This window comes from Halocynthiibacter namhaensis (genome assembly GCF_000812685.1).
Taxonomy (GTDB): Bacteria; Pseudomonadota; Alphaproteobacteria; order Rhodobacterales; family Rhodobacteraceae; genus Halocynthiibacter; species Halocynthiibacter namhaensis.
The window spans coordinates 1-16,811 of sequence record NZ_JWIF01000004.1 but is presented as its reverse complement, the minus strand read 5'-3'; the positions used below and the strand labels follow the sequence as shown (position 1 = coordinate 16,811).

General features: G+C 53.8%; 18 protein-coding genes and 1 other RNA gene. 17 read left to right on the top strand and 2 right to left on the bottom strand.

Annotated elements, in window-relative coordinates; genetic code table 11:
* Positions 1–8: 8 nt before the first annotated feature.
* The 11 genes from RJ38_RS00560 (at position 9) to RJ38_RS00510 (ending at position 9,484) form a co-directional block, all read left to right on the top strand.
* Complete coding sequence (locus RJ38_RS00560) at positions 9–458, top strand: MarR family winged helix-turn-helix transcriptional regulator (protein ID WP_039016974.1); 450 nt, start codon at positions 9–11, stop codon at positions 456–458.
* Positions 451–1,260 carry an enoyl-CoA hydratase family protein gene (locus tag RJ38_RS00555; protein WP_039016973.1) on the top strand — a complete coding sequence of 270 codons (810 nt, stop codon included), beginning with the start codon at positions 451–453 and terminating at the stop codon, positions 1,258–1,260. The genes RJ38_RS00560 and RJ38_RS00555 overlap by 8 nt, the downstream gene beginning before the upstream one ends.
* 3 nt (positions 1,261–1,263) lie before the next feature.
* Positions 1,264–2,418: an acyl-CoA dehydrogenase family protein gene (locus RJ38_RS00550; protein WP_039016972.1), complete on the top strand. Its 1,155-nt coding sequence runs from the start codon at positions 1,264–1,266 to the stop codon at positions 2,416–2,418.
* Between the two features lie 45 nt (positions 2,419–2,463).
* Positions 2,464–4,089, top strand: coding sequence for an AMP-binding protein (locus tag RJ38_RS00545; RefSeq protein ID WP_039016971.1), 1,626 nt, complete (start codon positions 2,464–2,466; stop codon positions 4,087–4,089).
* 52 nt (positions 4,090–4,141) lie between these two features.
* Positions 4,142–5,278 carry an ABC transporter substrate-binding protein gene (locus tag RJ38_RS00540; RefSeq protein WP_039016970.1) on the top strand — a complete coding sequence of 379 codons (1,137 nt, stop codon included), beginning with the start codon at positions 4,142–4,144 and terminating at the stop codon, positions 5,276–5,278.
* Between the two features lie 66 nt (positions 5,279–5,344).
* A complete protein-coding gene (locus tag RJ38_RS00535) occupies positions 5,345–6,265 on the top strand; it encodes a branched-chain amino acid ABC transporter permease (protein WP_039016969.1) in 921 nt (306 codons plus the stop codon).
* Positions 6,262–7,245: a branched-chain amino acid ABC transporter permease gene (locus RJ38_RS00530; RefSeq protein ID WP_039016968.1), complete on the top strand. Its 984-nt coding sequence runs from the start codon at positions 6,262–6,264 to the stop codon at positions 7,243–7,245. The genes RJ38_RS00535 and RJ38_RS00530 overlap by 4 nt, the downstream gene beginning before the upstream one ends.
* Positions 7,238–7,990, top strand: coding sequence for an ABC transporter ATP-binding protein (locus tag RJ38_RS00525; protein WP_039016967.1), 753 nt, complete (start codon positions 7,238–7,240; stop codon positions 7,988–7,990). Before RJ38_RS00530 ends, RJ38_RS00525 begins: the two co-directional genes overlap by 8 nt.
* A complete protein-coding gene (locus RJ38_RS00520; RefSeq protein ID WP_039016966.1) occupies positions 7,990–8,679 on the top strand; it encodes an ABC transporter ATP-binding protein in 690 nt (229 codons plus the stop codon). Before RJ38_RS00525 ends, RJ38_RS00520 begins: the two co-directional genes overlap by 1 nt.
* Positions 8,680–8,681: 2 nt before the next feature.
* On the top strand, positions 8,682–9,089 hold the full coding sequence (locus RJ38_RS00515; protein WP_039016965.1) for an acyl-CoA thioesterase: 408 nt from the start codon (positions 8,682–8,684) through the stop codon (positions 9,087–9,089).
* Positions 9,086–9,484: a RidA family protein gene (locus RJ38_RS00510; RefSeq protein ID WP_039016964.1), complete on the top strand. Its 399-nt coding sequence runs from the start codon at positions 9,086–9,088 to the stop codon at positions 9,482–9,484. Before RJ38_RS00515 ends, RJ38_RS00510 begins: the two co-directional genes overlap by 4 nt.
* 87 nt (positions 9,485–9,571) lie before the next feature.
* On the opposite strand, the gene RJ38_RS00505 is transcribed toward RJ38_RS00510, so the two are convergent.
* Complete coding sequence (locus RJ38_RS00505; protein ID WP_039016963.1) at positions 9,572–10,339, bottom strand: helix-turn-helix domain-containing protein; 768 nt, start codon at positions 10,337–10,339, stop codon at positions 9,572–9,574.
* 563 nt (positions 10,340–10,902) lie between these two features.
* Between RJ38_RS00505 and ffs the strand changes: the two genes are divergently transcribed.
* An RNA gene (gene ffs / locus RJ38_RS18365) (signal recognition particle sRNA small type) lies at positions 10,903–11,001 on the top strand.
* A 163-nt stretch (positions 11,002–11,164) separates the two neighbouring features.
* A complete protein-coding gene (gene rsgA / locus RJ38_RS00500; protein ID WP_039016962.1) occupies positions 11,165–12,232 on the top strand; it encodes a ribosome small subunit-dependent GTPase A in 1,068 nt (355 codons plus the stop codon).
* Between the two features lie 94 nt (positions 12,233–12,326).
* Here rsgA and RJ38_RS00495 read toward each other — a convergent pair whose 3' ends face one another.
* The gene (locus RJ38_RS00495) at positions 12,327–13,274 is read right to left on the bottom strand and encodes a DMT family transporter (RefSeq protein WP_039017001.1); all 948 of its coding nucleotides are present in this window, start codon (positions 13,272–13,274) and stop codon (positions 12,327–12,329) included.
* A gap of 224 nt (positions 13,275–13,498) precedes the next feature.
* Here RJ38_RS00495 and RJ38_RS00490 point away from each other — a divergent pair, with 224 nt between their 5' ends.
* From RJ38_RS00490 to RJ38_RS00475, 4 genes are all read left to right on the top strand, one after another.
* Entirely contained in the window at positions 13,499–15,262 is a 1,764-nt protein-coding gene (locus tag RJ38_RS00490) for a DNA polymerase III subunit gamma/tau (protein WP_039016961.1), read from the top strand.
* A 74-nt stretch (positions 15,263–15,336) separates the two neighbouring features.
* Positions 15,337–15,684, top strand: a complete 348-nt coding sequence (locus tag RJ38_RS00485; RefSeq protein WP_039016960.1) for a YbaB/EbfC family nucleoid-associated protein — start codon at positions 15,337–15,339, stop codon at positions 15,682–15,684.
* Complete coding sequence (gene recR / locus RJ38_RS00480) at positions 15,684–16,283, top strand: recombination mediator RecR (RefSeq protein WP_039016959.1); 600 nt, start codon at positions 15,684–15,686, stop codon at positions 16,281–16,283. Before RJ38_RS00485 ends, recR begins: the two co-directional genes overlap by 1 nt.
* 224 nt (positions 16,284–16,507) lie before the next feature.
* On the top strand, positions 16,508–16,811 hold a 304-nt coding region (locus tag RJ38_RS00475), incomplete at its 3' end, for a hypothetical protein (RefSeq protein ID WP_039016958.1).

Sequence of the window (16,811 nt, the reverse complement as noted above, 5' to 3'; positions counted from 1 at the left end):
GTGACACAATGGTAAACGCTGAACCCGATTCAAAATCCCGCCTACGCCTTTGGCTGCGCCTGCTGAAAACCAGCCGAGGGATTGAAGCAACCTTGCGCGAACGTTTGCGCGTGGAGTTCAGCTCTACCTTGCCGCGCTTTGACGTCATGGCCGCGTTGATGCGTCATGAAGAAGGCCTACGGATGAGTGAACTGTCCGGCGTGCTGAAAGTGTCAAATGGCAATGTCACGGGCATCATTGAACGCCTGGTCGAAGATGACATGGTGGAACGAGTTGCGGTAAAGGGCGACCGACGCGCCACCAAGGTACGCCTGACCAAAGGCGGCAAAATCCACTTTGCAAAACTGGCTGAAGCACATGAAGCCTGGATTGACGAACTTTTAAATGCCTTCGCAGCGGAAGATGCCGATTACCTCTCCGCACAACTACAGACGGTAGAGGATCAGACATATGACTAACGCGCGCACAGATGTGACCCATTTCAAACTGTCGATTGCAGACCGTGTTGCAACGGTTCAGTTGGATCGCCCTGAACGCAAAAACCCGCTGACCTTCGAAAGCTATGCAGAGCTGCGCGATTGGTTCCGTGATTTGCATTATGTTGATGATGTGGATGTCGTGGTCTTCGCCTCAAACGGTGGGAACTTTTCATCGGGCGGTGATGTGCATGATATCATCGGGCCACTGACCCGCATGAACATGAAAGAACTGATGCAATTCACCCGCATGACCGGCGATCTGGTCAAGGCGATCATGCATTGCGGCAAGCCCGTGATTGCAGCAGTGGATGGAATTTGTGTCGGCGCGGGTGCCATTATCGCCATGGCGTCCGACATGCGCATCGCCACCCCCGAAGCCAAAACCGCCTTTCTGTTCACCCGTGTCGGACTTGCAGGGTGTGATATGGGGGCTTGCGCGATCTTACCCCGGATCATCGGACAGTCCCGCGCGGCAGATCTGCTTTACACCGGGCGATCCATGTCAGCACAGGAAGGCGAGGCATGGGGGTTCTATTCCCGTTTGGTCTCAGGCGACACATTGGAAACAGAAGCGAAAACAATGGCAGATCGCATCAAAGCCGGGCCCAACTTCGCCCATATGATGACGAAAACCATGCTGAACCAAGAATGGTCCATGTCGATTGACCAAGCCATAGAAGCCGAAGCACAAGCACAAGCCATCTGCATGCAGACCGAAGACTTCAAACGCGCCTACGAGGCTTTTGTCGCCAAAGAAAAACCTGTATTTGAGGGGGATTAAGCAATGGCGGATACAACATTTCTTTCATGGCCATTCTTTGATGACCGACATCGTGATCTGGCGGCAAATCTACAGACTTGGGCGACGCAGGAGCTGTCTGACCTTGACCATTCCAACACTGATGCACTGTGTCAGGATCTTGTGGCACGATTGGGACGTGACGGTTGGGCGGCGCATTCCGCGGTTAATCACACAGACGCAAATGCCAAGCTTGATGTCCGCACCCTGTGCTTGATCCGCGAAACACTGGCTTATCATGACGGGTTGGCAGATTTTTCCTTTGCGATGCAGGGGCTGGGTACAGGCGCGATTTCGCTGTTTGGGACAGAGGCGCAGAAGGCTGAGTGGTTGCCAAAGACGCGCAACGGCATGGCCATTTCCGCCTTTGCATTGACCGAACCACAATCCGGGTCTGATGTGGCAAATTCCACAATGACCGCCCAGCGCGACGGCGATGAATATGTGCTAAACGGCGAGAAAACCTGGATCTCAAACGGTGGGATCGCAGATGTTTACACCCTATTCGCACGCACAGGCGAAGCACCAGGGGCACGCGGCCTATCCGCCTTTATCCTGCCAGCAGGGTTGCCGGGTTTTGAAATTACTGAACGCCAAGAAACCATCGCACCACACCCACTTGCGACCCTTCGCTTTACAGATTGCCGCATTCCCGCCAGCGCGATGATTGGACAACCAGGGCAGGGTTTCAAAATTGCCATGTCGGTCCTGGATGTGTTCCGATCAACCGTCGCAGCCGCGGCCCTTGGCTTTGCCCGCCGCGCGCTTGACGAGGCAACAGCACGGGTCAAATCCCGCCATGTGCAGGGGGCTGCTTTGGCTGATTTACAGATGGTTCAAGGCCACATTGCGGATATGGCTTTAAAGATCGACGCCAGCGCCTTACTGATCTACCGCGCGGCCTGGACCAAGGACATGGGCGCACCGCGCATCACGCGAGAAGCCGCAATGGCCAAGCTATTTTCAACGGAAGAAGCACAGAAAGTGATCGACAGCGCTGTGCAATTGTTCGGCGGTGACGGTGTGCGATCTGGCATGATGGTTGAAAAGCTATACCGCGAAATCAGAGCTTTGCGCATTTACGAAGGTGCAAGCGATGTGCAGCGGGTCGTGATCGCGCGGGAGACGCTGAAGGACTGAACACACACGGGCTGTTGGGAGGCAGACTGTAAGGGAGGAAACGCAATGACGAAGTTAGGCGAAAGCGCGCATGTGGACAGTTTCACGCGTGATAATCTGCCGCCCGTGGATCACTGGCCAGAGTTCCTTCTGGATGGGTTTGACTACCCGGATCAGCTGAACGCCGGGCATGAATTATGTGACGCCATGGTCGAACGCGGCTTTGGTGATCATACTGCCTTGATCGGAAACGGGCGGCGACGCACCTATAAGGAACTTGCCGATTGGACCAACCGTTTGGCCCATGCGCTGAAAGATGATTTGGGGGTGAAGCCTGGCAATCGCGTCTTGATCCGATCTGCCAATAATCCGGCGATGGTGGCCTGCTGGCTGGCCGCGACGAAGGTCGGCGCGGTGGTTGTCAACACCATGCCCATGTTGCGCGCAACGGAATTGGCGAAGATTGTCGACAAAGCAGAAATCACCCATGCGCTATGTGACACGCGCCTGATGGATGAAATGACGGGTTGCGCAAAAGACAGCACCTATCTGAAAGCGGTTACGGGTTTTGACGGCACCTCAAATCATGACGCCGAACTTGACCGGCTGGCGCTGGAAAAACCGGTGCAATTCACCCCCTGCCCCACGTCCCAAGACGACGTCGCCTTGCTGGGGTTTACCTCGGGCACCACGGGTGATCCCAAGGCAACCATGCATTTTCACCGCGATTTATTGATCATCGCGGATGGATATGCACGTGAGGTTTTGGATGTGCAACCGTCTGACATATTCATCGGGTCCCCCCCTTTGGCCTTCACTTTTGGTCTTGGCGGGCTTGCGATTTTCCCTTTGCGCTTTGGCGCAGCAGCCACATTGCTAGAAAACGCCAGCCCCCCGAACATGATTGAGATCATTGAGAAATATAAGGCAACGGTCTGTTTCACCGCCCCTACCGCGTATCGCGCGATGCTGGCCGCGATGGAGGACGGCGCCGATCTATCCAGCCTGCGCGCCGCCGTTTCAGCGGGGGAGACCCTGCCCAAGCCCGTCTATGACGACTGGATGCGCAAAACCGGCAAACCGATGTTGGACGGTATTGGCGCGACTGAAATGCTGCATATCTTTATCTCAAACCGCTTTGATGATCATCGTCCCGCTTGCACGGGAAAACCTGTCACGGGCTATGAGGTGAAAGTCATTGATGACGCGGGGCAGGACGTCCCAACGGGGGAGGTTGGACGGCTTGCGGTTCGTGGCCCAACGGGGTGTCGATATATGTCGGATGACCGCCAGTCGGGTTATGTGCTGAAGGGTTGGAACGTAACCGGCGATAGCTTTGTGCAAGATGCAGATGGCTATCTGCATTTCGCCGCGCGCAATGACGATATGATTATCTCATCCGGTTATAATATCGCGGGGCCTGAGGTGGAAGCAGCCCTTCTATCCCATCCGGATGTGGCAGAATGCGCTGTAATCGGTGCGCCAGATGACGCACGTGGATCCATCGTTCAGGCCCATGTTGTGCTGAATGCACATGCGGTTGCAGGTGATGCGATGACCAAAGCACTGCAGGATCATGTGAAGGCGGTGATCGCGCCGTTCAAATACCCACGCTCTGTGATCTTCACTGCAGCCTTACCCAAAACAGAAACAGGCAAAATACAACGCTTCAGGCTTAAAGAAAGCGGATGACAACAGACGAATGAAAGCCCAAACTGAGGGCGTAATTCTAAGGGAGGAAACGATGAAAGCACTTAAAACACTGATGGCCAGCGCCGCCGTACTGATGGCGACACAGGCCACCGCGGACGTGAAAGTCGGCATGATCACAACATTGTCCGGCGGGGGGGCCGGTCTTGGAATTGACGTGCGTGATGGATTTATGTTGGCAACCCAAATGGCCGGGCGTGACGATCTGGAAGTGGTGATCGAAGATGATCAACGCAAACCAGACATCGCCGTACAACTTGCCGATAAAATGATCCAATCCGAAGACGTGGACATTCTGACCGGCATCATCTGGTCCAATCTTGCCATGGCCGTTGTGCCGTCGGCCACGGCGCAGGGGAAATTCTACCTATCACCCAATGCAGGCCCATCCGCGCTGGCGGGTCGTGGCTGTCATGAGAATTACTTCAACGTCGCGTGGCAGAATGACAACCTGCATGAAGCTGCCGGCGCTTACGCCAATTCCGCCGAATATGCGAACTCCTTCATTCTCGCGCCAAACTATCCCGCCGGTCAGGATGCTTTGACAGGGTATAAACGCATGTATGAGGGCGAACTTGCAGGCGAAATCTACACCCAGCTTGGCCAAACGGATTATGCCGCTGAAATCGCACAAATTCGCGCTTCTGGCGCAGATAGTGTCTATTTCTTCCTGCCCGGCGGCATGGGGATCGCATTTCTGAAGCAATATGCAGCTTCAGGTGTGGATCTTCCGGTTGTTGGTCCGGCCTTCTCGTTTGATCAGGGGATTTTGCAGGCAGTTGGCGATGCGGCCCTTGGTGTGGTGAACACCAGTCAGTGGAACAAAGACATCGATAACGCTGCGAATGCCGCATTTGTCGAAGCGTTTCAGGCTGAGTATGGACGTTTGCCTTCACTGTATGCCTCACAAGGCTATGACACTGCGAACCTGATTATCTCTGCTATGAATGTGGCGGATGTGGATGATCAGGATGCGTTCCGGGCCGCCCTGGAGGCCGCCGATTTCGCATCTGTACGTGGTGACTTTGAATTCGGGTCCAACCATCACCCGATCCAAGACATCTATGTACGTGAAGTCATCAAAGAAGGTGACGTCTACACCAACCGTATCATTGGCACGGGCCTAGAGAACCACGCCGATGCCTATGCGGCTGATTGTTCACTGAACTAAAGTCACAAGGCCGGGCGACCGCAGTTGCCCGGCCACATAATGACGACTGCGAACAGGAAATCTAACATGCCACTGGCACTTTTTGCCGAACAGGTGCTGAACGGCCTGCAATTCGGGGTGATGCTTTTTCTCATGTCCGCCGGACTGACGCTCGTGTTTGGCGTTATGGGGCTGATCAATCTTGCCCATGGGTCACTGTATATGATTGGTGGCTTTATCTGCGCTGCAGTGGCCGCCTTCACCGGGTCTTTTTTGCTGGGTCTGGGAGCGGCTCTTGCTGGGGCCGCCGCAGCAGGTGTTCTGGTGGAAACCCTTGTCATTCGTCGCCTATACGCCCGTGATCACCTGGATCAAGTTCTGGCAACCTTCGCCCTGATCTTGATATTTTCCGAGGGCACCCGTTGGGTTTTCGGGTCTTTCCCATTGTTCCTAGATGTACCGGACTTGCTGTCTGGCCCGGTGTCTTTGCCCCTTGGCATTCAATATCCGGCCTACCGCCTGATGATCATTGTCGTGGGTTTGCTGGTGGCATTGGGGCTTTACCTGCTCATCACGCGGACCCGTCTTGGTATCCGCATCCGAGCAGGCGAAAGCGATCGCGAAATGATTGCAGCCCTCGGCGTTGATATCGCATGGCTCTATACGATTGTATTCGCCTTGGGGGCTGCCCTGGCAGGCCTGGCAGGCGCATTGGTCGGCGCAATCCAATCGGTGCAAATCGGCATGGGGGAACCTGTTTTGATCCTTGCTTTTGTGGTGATCGTGATCGGCGGAATTGGATCGGTGAAAGGCGCTTTGATCGGTGCAATACTTGTCGGAATGACCGACACATTAGGGCGGTTCCTGCTGCCACAGTTTTTCGCAACCTTCATGGAAAACACCAGCGCGACCACGATAGGATCATCGCTTGCATCCATGTTGATCTACATCCTCATGGCCGGGGTTTTGATCTTCAAACCCCAAGGCCTGTTCGGAGGCGCATCATGATCAAAGAGACAGATCTGAACACCGCAATTTGGCTGTTGTTTCTGGGCGTGCCATTGGCTGCCTGGCAAATGGGCGAGATCTATACAATCACGCTGGCCACCAAAATCTGCGTGCTTGCCCTTGCCGGTGTCGGGCTGAACATCGCGCTGGGTCTGGGGGGAATGGTTTCACTTGGACACGCCGCGTTTTTCGGAATTGGCGGCTATGCGATGGGCATTCTTGCAAGCCACGCCCAAAGCTATGCGCCCATTATGGAAACCCCTTTCCTGATTGAGGGCACAAAATCCATGCCGGTGATCTGGGTCCTGGCGATTATCATGTCAGGCATTGCCGCCCTTGCCATTGGTGCCCTTAGTCTGCGCACCAATGGGGCCTATTTCATTATGATCACCCTGGCTTTTGGGCAAATGATCTATTTCTTCGCAATCTCCTGGCCCGCGTATGGCGGCGAAGACGGGTTATCTATCTATGTACGAAACGACTTCCCGGGCTTGAATACGCTTGTGCCGATACAATTCTTTGCGCTGTGTTTCGCCATATTGACCGCAGTGATTTTTCTATCTTCGCGTCTAGAACATTCTCGTTTTGGAATGGCCTTACAAGCGACCCGCCAGAACGAAACCCGCACCCAGGCTGTTGGGTTAACACCCTATAAAATTCGTCTAATTGCTTTTGTAATCTCTGGAATGATCTGTGGCCTCGCGGGAGCCGTGTCGGCTGATCTCAACCGTTTCGTCAGCCCCACGATGCTATCATGGCACACCTCGGGCGAGATTATGATTTTTGTCATTCTTGGCGGCACCGGGCGCTTGTTTGCCCCGCTTGTGGGCGCCGCGATCTATATCATGTTGGAACATTTCCTTGGCGGCGTTTCAGATTACTGGCAGATCTTCCTGGGCCTGCTGTTGCTGATGGTCGTTCTGTTTGCGCCCGGCGGAGTGATTGGCCTTCTAACAAAGCGCGAGGCCGCACATGACTGATATTCTCGACGTTCGCGCCATTTCAAAAAGTTTCGGGGCGCTGAAAGCATCAGACAATATTTCCCTGTCCTTGAAATCGGGTGAAATTCACGCACTGATCGGACCGAACGGGGCCGGAAAATCCACATTGATCAATCAAATCGCAGGTGGATTGAAGCCAGACAGCGGGTCGGTTCATTTCGCAGGCCAAGACATCACATCCCTCGCGGCTCCCGCGCGGGCCCGCCTCGGTCTTGGGCGTACGTTTCAAATTTCCCAGCTCGCGCCGGAAATGACAGTGCTGCAAAACACTGTTTTTGGTGCCCTCGGATCTGATGGGCGCGTATCGCGTTTCTGGCATCCCGTGATGAAGGACAAGCCCCTGCTAGAGATCGCCAGATCTGCCCTAGAACGAGTTGGGTTGGCCCATCGTTCTGGCGAACGCGTCAGCGAGATTTCCCATGGTGAGCGCCGCCAGTTGGAAGTCGCAGTTGCCCTCACACAAAAGCCCAAAGCCTTTCTGATGGATGAACCCATGGCGGGTCTTGGTCATGGCGGATCGGAACGTTTGACCGGGTTCCTGCGCGACCTGAAACAAGAAGCTCCGATCCTATTGGTTGAACATGATATGGATGCCGTTTTTGCGCTGGCAGATCGAATATCTGTTCTGGTTTACGGTCGTATCATCGCCTCTGGTACCCCAACTGACATTCGATCTAACCCTTTGGTGCGCGAAGCCTATCTGGGTGATGAGGGGGAGACGTAATGACATTGCTAAAGATTGAAAACCTCACCGCATTTTATGGTGCCTCCCAAGCTCTTTTTGACGTCAACTTTACGATCAATGAAGGCGAAGTTCTCGCCCTGATGGGTCGCAACGGCATGGGTAAAACCACAACCATCAGCACAATCTGCCGGATGTTAAAGCATCGTGACGGGGTGTTGGAATTTGCAGGCCAAGACCTTGGCAAGTTGCCCTCACATAAGGCGGCGCAATTGGGAATTGGCCTTGTGCCTGAGGGGCGGCGTTGTTTTCCCAATCTAACGGTCGAGGAAAACCTAATCGCCACGGCCCGCCCAGGCCACTGGACGACCAAAACCATAGGCGCGTTTTTTCCACGTCTAACGGAACGCCGCAGTCAAATGGCGAATACGCTTTCCGGCGGGGAACAACAGATGTTGGCCATTGGGCGTGCCTTGATGACAAACCCGCGTCTGCTGATTTTGGACGAAGCAACTGAAGGGCTTGCCCCCGTTGTGCGTCAAGAAATCTGGGCTGTAATTCATCGACTTAAGACTGAAACCGGCTTGGCCATTTTGGTGGTCGACAAAACCCTCAGGGAACTGCGGCAGGTCGCTGATCGTGCGGTGATCTTGGAAAAAGGCAGCACAGCCTGGATGGGATCAATGACCGATCTGACCACCGATTTAACCGACAAATATCTTGGGGTTTGACCATGCCATTCATACGCAAACAGCAGATCAAATTCCGCCATTGTGACCCAGCTGGCATCGTTTTCTATCCCCGATATTTTGAGATGATCAATGACACCGTGGAAATTTGGTTCGATGAAAGCCTTGGCCATTCTTTCGCAGATATTCACCCTCAGAATGGCGTGCCCACAGGCCAGATCCAGACACGCTTCACCGCACCTTCGCGGCTGGGTGATGAATTGACGATTACCCTTGAAGTTCAAAAGGTTGGCACTGCCAGCCTTACTCTTAACTTGACTGCAAAATCTGCCGACGAGCCCCGTTTTTCAGCTCAAGCAACCCTTATTTATGTAGACAGTCAGGGCAAATCAGAGCCTTGGCCGGATGCGCTGCGCAAGCGTATTCACCGTGAAATGGAGACCACTCAATGACCAACAAAATTATTCAACCCGCAGGATGGGCCCCGGCGAAGGGCTATGCAAACGGGGTCCTGACCCCAAGTGGCACGTTGTACGTGGGTGGACAGATCGGATGGACCGCACAGCAAACCTTCGAAAGCCACGACTTTATTGGTCAGATGCAACAGGCTTTGGAAAACATCATGGACGTCGTTGAGGCCGCCGGAGGAACAGCGTCTGACATCACCCGATTAACCTGGTACGTCGTTGACAAAAAGGAATATTTGGCGCGCCAACGTGAAGTGGGCGAGACCTATCGCAAGGTGCTGGGACGCAACTTCCCCGCCATGACCATGGTCATCGTAGCTGGCCTTGTCGAAGATGAAGCCCTGCTCGAAATCGAAGCCACTGCAGAGATCCCCATCTGACATCCACACACAGCCCCAACCATCCCCCGCGTCAGGTACGCGCCCAAACGCAGCCTGAACACGAGGCATCCTTCGCAGGGGGTGAGATCACGCGTTTTCGAGATATTCGCGGATGCTGGGGTGTACATCCTCAATGGCCCAATTTGGTTCCTTGCGCGCAAAAGCAAGGGCCTCTGACCAACTGATATCTAACTTTTCGAAAACAATATTACTGACCCGACGCACACCCTGTTTCTGGGGATTGCTGATCGCGGTATAGCCGACGTACAGCTGACTGTTGAAACCATGGGAATGTTCAAGATACCCGAAAATCGTTGTCCTGTTTTTACCATAGGTCAACAGGAAGCTGTGCCCATGTGGGTGCGAGAACAAAAAACCATCACATCTTCTAAGGGGGTAGGCATATTTGCCAACAACTTTATCGCGATAAAAATATCTGTGATCGATTGTCTTAATATGCCGAACCCCATTGACGGTTTTGATATATGACAATGTCACATAAATCGCCCCTCCGAAGGTAAACGGAACCTTCCAATATTTGTAAAATCCGTCAGGCAAGCCTGCGGGGTCCTTGATCAACACATCCAAATCCATTTTGGATTCAGCGAAGGCCCGTTCAATCCTGGGTTCGTTCTGATTGAGAGTCTCCAGCGGCTCCAGCAGAATACGTGCATCTAGACCGAAATAACGGCAAATCTTCTCAAGTATTTCAGGGCGCGGGCTGGATTCCCCATTCATATACCGTACGAATTGGGCGCGATTGATGCCCAACTCATTGGCGATCCCCGTCACAGACCCAGCACGTTCACATAACTTCCGTAGATTATTCGGAAAAATCGTTCGAATATCGCTCACAGTTGGGTTTGCCCTTGAGGTCCCAGTCAAATTTCCTGCCATACTTCCCAATCCTGACGTTTATTAACGTCAAATACACTCACACCATCGGCCAACAGGGGCTTCTATAATTACATCAATTGCTCAAAATTGATACAAATTCAAGAAAATCCGAATCAATCTGTGATAATTGAACTCTATTTAGATACAATCGGAACTAATATTGCGTGACAAGTTCATAATTAGTGCGGAAATATAGGTAGATTGGATATTTGATCACCATATTTCCCCGTAACTTTCAAATTCAGTACATGTTCAATTCGCGCTCAGTTTGTTTCACTGGTCACAGCAAACGAAATACAAATGGACATGATATGATCTCCCTCATCACGAAATCACAACGACGCGCACCTCTCAAATTGATTGAAAATCAGGTCGGTCGTTACGGCGCATAAAGTCGCCAACCTTGGCCCTCATGCCAACTCAAACACAATAATTATCATCCATAAGCCCGCCATCGTGCGGGCTTATGCGTATGTCAAAGCGGGCTTGCCATTCAAATTCATATCCCCTAAATACAGCGGTGAGAGGTTGGCGCGGGCGGACGCCTCGCCAACCCGGTCAGATCCGGAAGGAAGCAGCCGTAACGAGTCCCGTTTGGGTCGTTGTCCAGCCTCTCACCTGATTTTCACCCGCATAGGAGGGCACTTGATGATTGTATTACCTTTGCTCCCGGCAGGGTGTGTCTGAAGTTTTCAGCACCGATTTTCTGCCGGCAAACCAGCCGCCCGGACCCGCGATTAGCGGTGCGTGTTGCGGCATGTTTTTGATAAAACAGGCAGACCAATGTCTCTGATTAATATTACTTCTCTTACTGGCCTCGGCTGGTCCTCGTTCTTTGCGGAACAATTCAATGAACTCGACCAGACCCTCACCCCCGCGCGTATATCCGAAGTTCGCCGCGATGTGGTTTTGGCTCTTGGCGTGGATGGCGCGGTCGATCTGATCACCCCCCCCGATATGCCCGTGTCGCAATTGGCTGTTGGTGATTGGGTTTTGGCACGATCTGATAACCGCGTCGAACATGTCCTAAATCGCAAAACGCTGCTGTCACGCCGCGCGGCCGGACATGATGCGCGCAGTCAGTTGATAGCCGCCAATGTAGACGTGCTGTTCATCACTACATCTTGCAATGCGGACTTCAACGCTGCCCGTTTGGAACGCTATCTTGTGATGGCCTGTGGTGCAGGCTGTACGCCGGTTGTTGTTCTGACCAAGGCCGATTTGGAAGACCCCGCGCCTTATGTCGCACAAGCCTTGGAACTACAGCCAGGCCTTGCTGTGATTGCCCTGAATGCCAAAGATCCTAGCGCGGCTGCGCAGTTGATGGATCACTGGAAGATCGGTGAAACCGCCGCTTTGCTCGGCTCGTCTGGTGTCGGAAAATCGACCCTGACTAACGCCTTAACCGGTGTCGAAGATGGCGGACCACTGACGGCAGCCATCCGTGAGGACGACGCGAAAGGGCGGCACACAACCACCACCCGCAATCTGTACCCTGCGTTAGACGGGCGTTGGATCATCGACACCCCGGGCATGCGTGAATTGCAATTGCTGGACGCCCAAGATGGGCTAAGTGCCGTGTTTTCCGATTTGGAAGACCTGTCCACCCAATGCAAATTTCGCAATTGTGCGCATTCTGGGGAACCCGGTTGTGCGATTGGGGCTGCGATCAAAGCAGGTGATTTCACCGCAGACCGCTTGCATCGCTGGCAGAAACTGGCGCAAGAAGACGCGGTAAACACAGAAACCGTGCACGACGCGCGTTCTCGCGGCAAAGCCACGACCCGAGATCAACGTCGCTCGGTCGAAGAAGCCGCCTCACGCAAGGGTAAGCACAAAAAGCGTCGCTGATCTGCCGCGCCCCACGGCGTGGACAAAGTCCACGCAACCCAATGGGTATACCGCGCCCAGAGCTGCATCAGATTATATTTGTTGGCCTGGAAGCTTAAATTGGTGGGGCTGCGCGCTCAGAAACCAGCTGCTTGGCCGTCACTCTTTCACGGTGGATCATATACAATCCAGTGCTGATAATAATCCCAATCCCGATCTGGCTTAACGCGTTTGGGAAGTCTCCGAACACCATATACCCAAACACAGTCGCCACCGGAAGCTCCAAGTATTGCATCGGTGCAAGCGTCGCTGAAGGGGCCAGTGACAAGGCATAGGTCATCATCATATGACTTATGGTCGCAAACACCCCAACGCCCAACAGCCAGACCCAAACAAGCTCCGTCGGCCAAACCGGATCAAACAGTTCAGATCCAGAACCCTGACCAAAGATCATCACAGGCAGACAAATCAAACTTGCGATCAAACCGGTATAGAATTGCAAGGTGACGGGATGAATCTTATGCGACAATCCACGGGTCACAAGAATGTAGAATGCAAAGGCAACGGCTGTTCCCAAAGGGAACAGCGCCACCGCCCCAAACACCGCAAAGCTTGGTTGGATCACGAATAGAACACCGACAAATCCAACGACAGCCGCCCCGACGCGTCTTGGGCCGACATCTTCGCCAAGGTAAAACTTGCCGACCAACAAAACGATAAAAGGTTCGACAAAAACAATCGCCAAAGCATCGGCAAGAGGCATCACACGGATCGCCGCAATGAAACAGAATGTCGCAAAGAACAAAAGCGCAGCGCGTAACACCAATGCCCCCCAATATTCACGCGGCACGTGCAACGACAATTTCATGATCCAAATGAACGGTGCCATCAACACACATTGAACAACAAAACGCGCCGTCGTAATCTGGCCTACTGGGATGCTGTCAGATGCAAGCTTCGCCGCCACATCAAGCATGGGTGCCGTAAAGCAAAACCCCAACATCAAAGCCACACCCATAAGGATGTTTTCCGTTGGTCGCGTGCGTGTAGGTTCGTTTTTCATTGCCCCAGATAGGGGCGTGGCAATGCGTCCGTCCATCCCATTTGCGACATCCGATCGCGACGCTACGCATCTTGGCGCCCCAAGTCGAAAAAACACAAACGGCCCCCCAACACCCGCAATGATCAATCTAGGGATAGGTCCATAAAATCGGGTGCAGTCACTAGACGCCAAGCACCAGGCAACGTAGTCTGTGCAAGCTGATTATTTTGATCTAGGGAATGCACATGTCCGAGACCACAGACACCGGCTATCAGGTACTGGCGCGCAAGTACCGCCCGGCAAGTTTTGCTGACCTGAAAGGCCAGGACGCCATGGTGCGCACCCTGAAAAACGCCTTTGAAGCCGACCGCATTGCGCAGGCCTTCATGATGACAGGGATTCGCGGGACTGGTAAAACCACCACCGCCCGGATCATCGCCAAGGGCATGAACTGCATTGGCTTGGACGGAAACAGCGGGCCTACAACCGAGCCCTGCGGTCAATGTGAACATTGTGTGTCGATCATGGAAGGGCGTCATGTTGATGTCATTGAAATGGATGGCGCAAGCCAGACTAAGATTGACGACATCCGGTCTAACGTGTTGGATACGGTGCATTATGCACCCGCCTCGGCGCGTTATAAGATCTACATCATCGATGAGGTTCACATGCTGTCCAACAGTGCGTTTAACGCGCTGCTGAAGACCCTTGAAGAACCGCCCGCCCATGTGAAATTCATCTTTGCGACAACCGAAATTCGCAAAGTGCCGGTTACCGTGCTGTCTCGCTGTCAGCGGTTCGATCTGCGTCGGATTGAACCAGAGGTGATGATCGCACATCTTCAAGATATCGCGGCAAAAGAAGACGGGAAAATCAGTGATGACGCGCTTGCACTGATCACCCGCGCAGCCGAAGGATCCGCGCGCGACGCCATGTCTTTGCTTGACCAAGCCCTGTCCCATGGAGCCGGTGAAACCACCGCCGAACAAGTGCGTGCCATGCTGGGCCTCGCGGATCGCGGGCGTGTGTTGGATCTGTTTGATCTGATCATGAAGGGTGATGCAGCAGGCGCATTGACCGAACTGTCTTCGCAATATGCTGATGGGGCAGACCCGATGGCCGTGCTGCGCGACTTGGCGGAAATCACCCATTGGGTTTCTGTGATCAAGATCACCCCGGAAGCCGCCGAAGATCCAACAGTCGGCCCTGACGAACGTATGCGCGGTCAAACCATGGCCGAGGCTCTGCCCATGCGCGTCATGACCCGCATGTGGCAGATGCTTTTGAAATCACTGGAAGAGGTTGCAGCTGCGCCCAATGCAATGATGGCCGCCGAGATGGCCGTGATCCGCATGACCCATGTCGCCGATCTGCCCACGCCTGATGATCTTGTCCGCAAGTTACAAAACACACCTGCCCCATCCGGCCCACCCCCTACAGGGGGCGGCAGCGCATCAACCGCTGGGAACACAGCCCACACGACAAGCGCCCATTCAACAAGCACCCAGGTGATGACATCCTCGGGTGGCGGCGGGTCGGTCACGGCTCTGGCCCCGCAAACGGAAAGCCCCCTCGCGCGTTATCCAGAGTTCTCTCACGTGGTGGAATTGATCAGATCACATCGGGATGCTGTGTTGCAGATGAACGTCGAACGTTTCGTGCGTCTCGTCAGCTACAGCCCCGGACGCATTGAATTCCAACCCACAGACGACGCGCCAAACGATCTGGCCCAGGTTCTGGGGCAAAAGTTACAGCAATTCACTGGCGCACGTTGGGCGGTTTCCATTGTGTCTGATGGAGGTGGCAAAACCATCGACGAGGTGAAGAATGCCGCCAGCAACGCTTTGAAAGCTGAAGCCGAGGCACACCCCCTTTATCAAGCTGTGATCGCGACCTTTCCAGGTGCCAAGATTGCAAAAATCCGCACTGTGAAAGAGCTCGCGCAATCCGTCGCGGCAGAAGCCCTGCCCGAAGTGGAAGACGAATGGGATCCGTTTGAAGACGAGTGACCCTTGCCCAATGCGCGGCGGCACGATACCACCGCGCAAATGCCCTAAACGGGCCGAAATCTAAGGAATATACGATGCTTAAAGGTCTTGGTGGTCTTGGTGACATGGCCGGAATGATGAAAAAAGCCCAGGAAATGCAAGCCAAGATGGGCGAGTTGCAAGAACGCTTGGCAACCCTCACCGTGGTTGGCGAAAGCGGCGCGGGCCTTGTAAAAGCGACCGCGACAGCCAAGGGCGAATTGACGGGTTTGGACATTGATCCGTCCATCTTCAACCCAGATGAAAAAGAAGTTGTTGAGGATTTGATCCTGGCTGCGATCAAAGACGCGCAAGCCAAAGCATCAGAACGTTCTGAACGTGAAATGCAAGAGCTGACGCAAAGCCTTGGCCTGCCTGCGGGCCTGGATATTCCAAGAATGTAATGTCAGAAGCACCGCGCGAAATTGAAGACCTGATCAAGCTTATGGCGAAACTGCCTGGGCTTGGTCCGCGTTCTGCCAGGCGTGCGGTGCTGCATCTGGTGAAAAAGCGTGCCTTGCTTCTGACACCCTTGTCCGGGGCAATGCAACAGGTCGCAGAAACCGCGCGCGAATGTATCAGTTGCGGTAATATTGGGACCACGGAACGTTGTGAGATCTGCACTTCTGAAAAACGCGCCACCGGTGAAATTTGCGTGGTGGAAGACGTGGCCGACCTCTGGGCAATGGAACGCACACGGGTTTTCAAAGGCCGCTATCATGTATTGGGCGGGACGTTATCAGCCCTTGATGCGATTGGCCCGGAAGACCTTGGTATTCCCAAGCTGACCACCCGCCTAAAAGATGAAAACATCACCGAGGTCATCCTCGCGCTGAATGCAACAATCGACGGCCAAACCACCGCGCATTACATCGCAGATGAACTTGAGGGACGTGGGATCAAGGTCACCTCGCTCGCCCAAGGTGTACCTGTGGGGGGCGAGTTGGATTACCTGGACGACGGCACGATTTCAGCGGCCTTGCGGGCGCGGAAGTCACTTTGATACGTCTTGGTCCAAAGTCCGCATTGCGGACTTTCCAGACTTTCGCTGCAACTTCGCCAATGTCGGCTTCTCGTAGCGACAGGATCAGTCCTTGATGTACCGGATGACGTGCCGTGCCACCAAGTTTTGTAGCTTGGTGGCAGCTATGTTGGTCGATTTCTATGTAGACCTAGGCAGCGTGTCAGGTGACAATGGGAACGGTGTAGCCAACCCGTGAGCTAGTGATGAAAAGAAAAAACACTGACCTTTTGTTGAAATCGATCGAAGCGATGTTTGATCGCCAAAACGAACAAGGTGACGTTCATGATTTGCGCGACGAGTTAGGAAATTTTGTTTGGTATCTGAGCGTTGCGAAAGAAGAAGAATTGGCTGAAGTTTATGATGCCGTAGTTGAAGACACCCGCTTCTGGGAATTGGCTCTCGAAATTCATGCGATCTTCGGGCGAGTATATGCAGCTACACTTGTCCGCTCTGATCGCAGGAAAGCGGTCGAGGTATCAAGAATGTTGGTTAGGCATTACTGCAACC

Excerpts from the sequence above, each read along its gene's own strand:
- RJ38_RS00560 (WP_039016974.1), top strand. The coding sequence starts at position 9 with ATGGTAAACGCTGAACCCGATTCAAAATCCCGCCTACGCCTTTGGCTG.
- RJ38_RS00555 (WP_039016973.1), top strand. The coding sequence starts at position 451 with ATGACTAACGCGCGCACAGATGTGACCCATTTCAAACTGTCGATTGCA.
- RJ38_RS00550 (WP_039016972.1), top strand. The coding sequence starts at position 1,264 with ATGGCGGATACAACATTTCTTTCATGGCCATTCTTTGATGACCGACAT.
- RJ38_RS00545 (WP_039016971.1), top strand. The coding sequence starts at position 2,464 with ATGACGAAGTTAGGCGAAAGCGCGCATGTGGACAGTTTCACGCGTGAT.
- RJ38_RS00540 (WP_039016970.1), top strand. The coding sequence starts at position 4,142 with ATGAAAGCACTTAAAACACTGATGGCCAGCGCCGCCGTACTGATGGCG.
- RJ38_RS00535 (WP_039016969.1), top strand. The coding sequence starts at position 5,345 with ATGCCACTGGCACTTTTTGCCGAACAGGTGCTGAACGGCCTGCAATTC.
- RJ38_RS00530 (WP_039016968.1), top strand. The coding sequence starts at position 6,262 with ATGATCAAAGAGACAGATCTGAACACCGCAATTTGGCTGTTGTTTCTG.
- RJ38_RS00525 (WP_039016967.1), top strand. The coding sequence starts at position 7,238 with ATGACTGATATTCTCGACGTTCGCGCCATTTCAAAAAGTTTCGGGGCG.
- RJ38_RS00520 (WP_039016966.1), top strand. The coding sequence starts at position 7,990 with ATGACATTGCTAAAGATTGAAAACCTCACCGCATTTTATGGTGCCTCC.
- RJ38_RS00515 (WP_039016965.1), top strand. The coding sequence starts at position 8,682 with ATGCCATTCATACGCAAACAGCAGATCAAATTCCGCCATTGTGACCCA.
- RJ38_RS00510 (WP_039016964.1), top strand. The coding sequence starts at position 9,086 with ATGACCAACAAAATTATTCAACCCGCAGGATGGGCCCCGGCGAAGGGC.
- rsgA (WP_039016962.1), top strand. The coding sequence starts at position 11,165 with ATGTCTCTGATTAATATTACTTCTCTTACTGGCCTCGGCTGGTCCTCG.
- RJ38_RS00495 (WP_039017001.1), bottom strand. The coding sequence starts at position 13,274 with ATGAAAAACGAACCTACACGCACGCGACCAACGGAAAACATCCTTATG.
- RJ38_RS00490 (WP_039016961.1), top strand. The coding sequence starts at position 13,499 with ATGTCCGAGACCACAGACACCGGCTATCAGGTACTGGCGCGCAAGTAC.
- RJ38_RS00485 (WP_039016960.1), top strand. The coding sequence starts at position 15,337 with ATGCTTAAAGGTCTTGGTGGTCTTGGTGACATGGCCGGAATGATGAAA.
- recR (WP_039016959.1), top strand. The coding sequence starts at position 15,684 with ATGTCAGAAGCACCGCGCGAAATTGAAGACCTGATCAAGCTTATGGCG.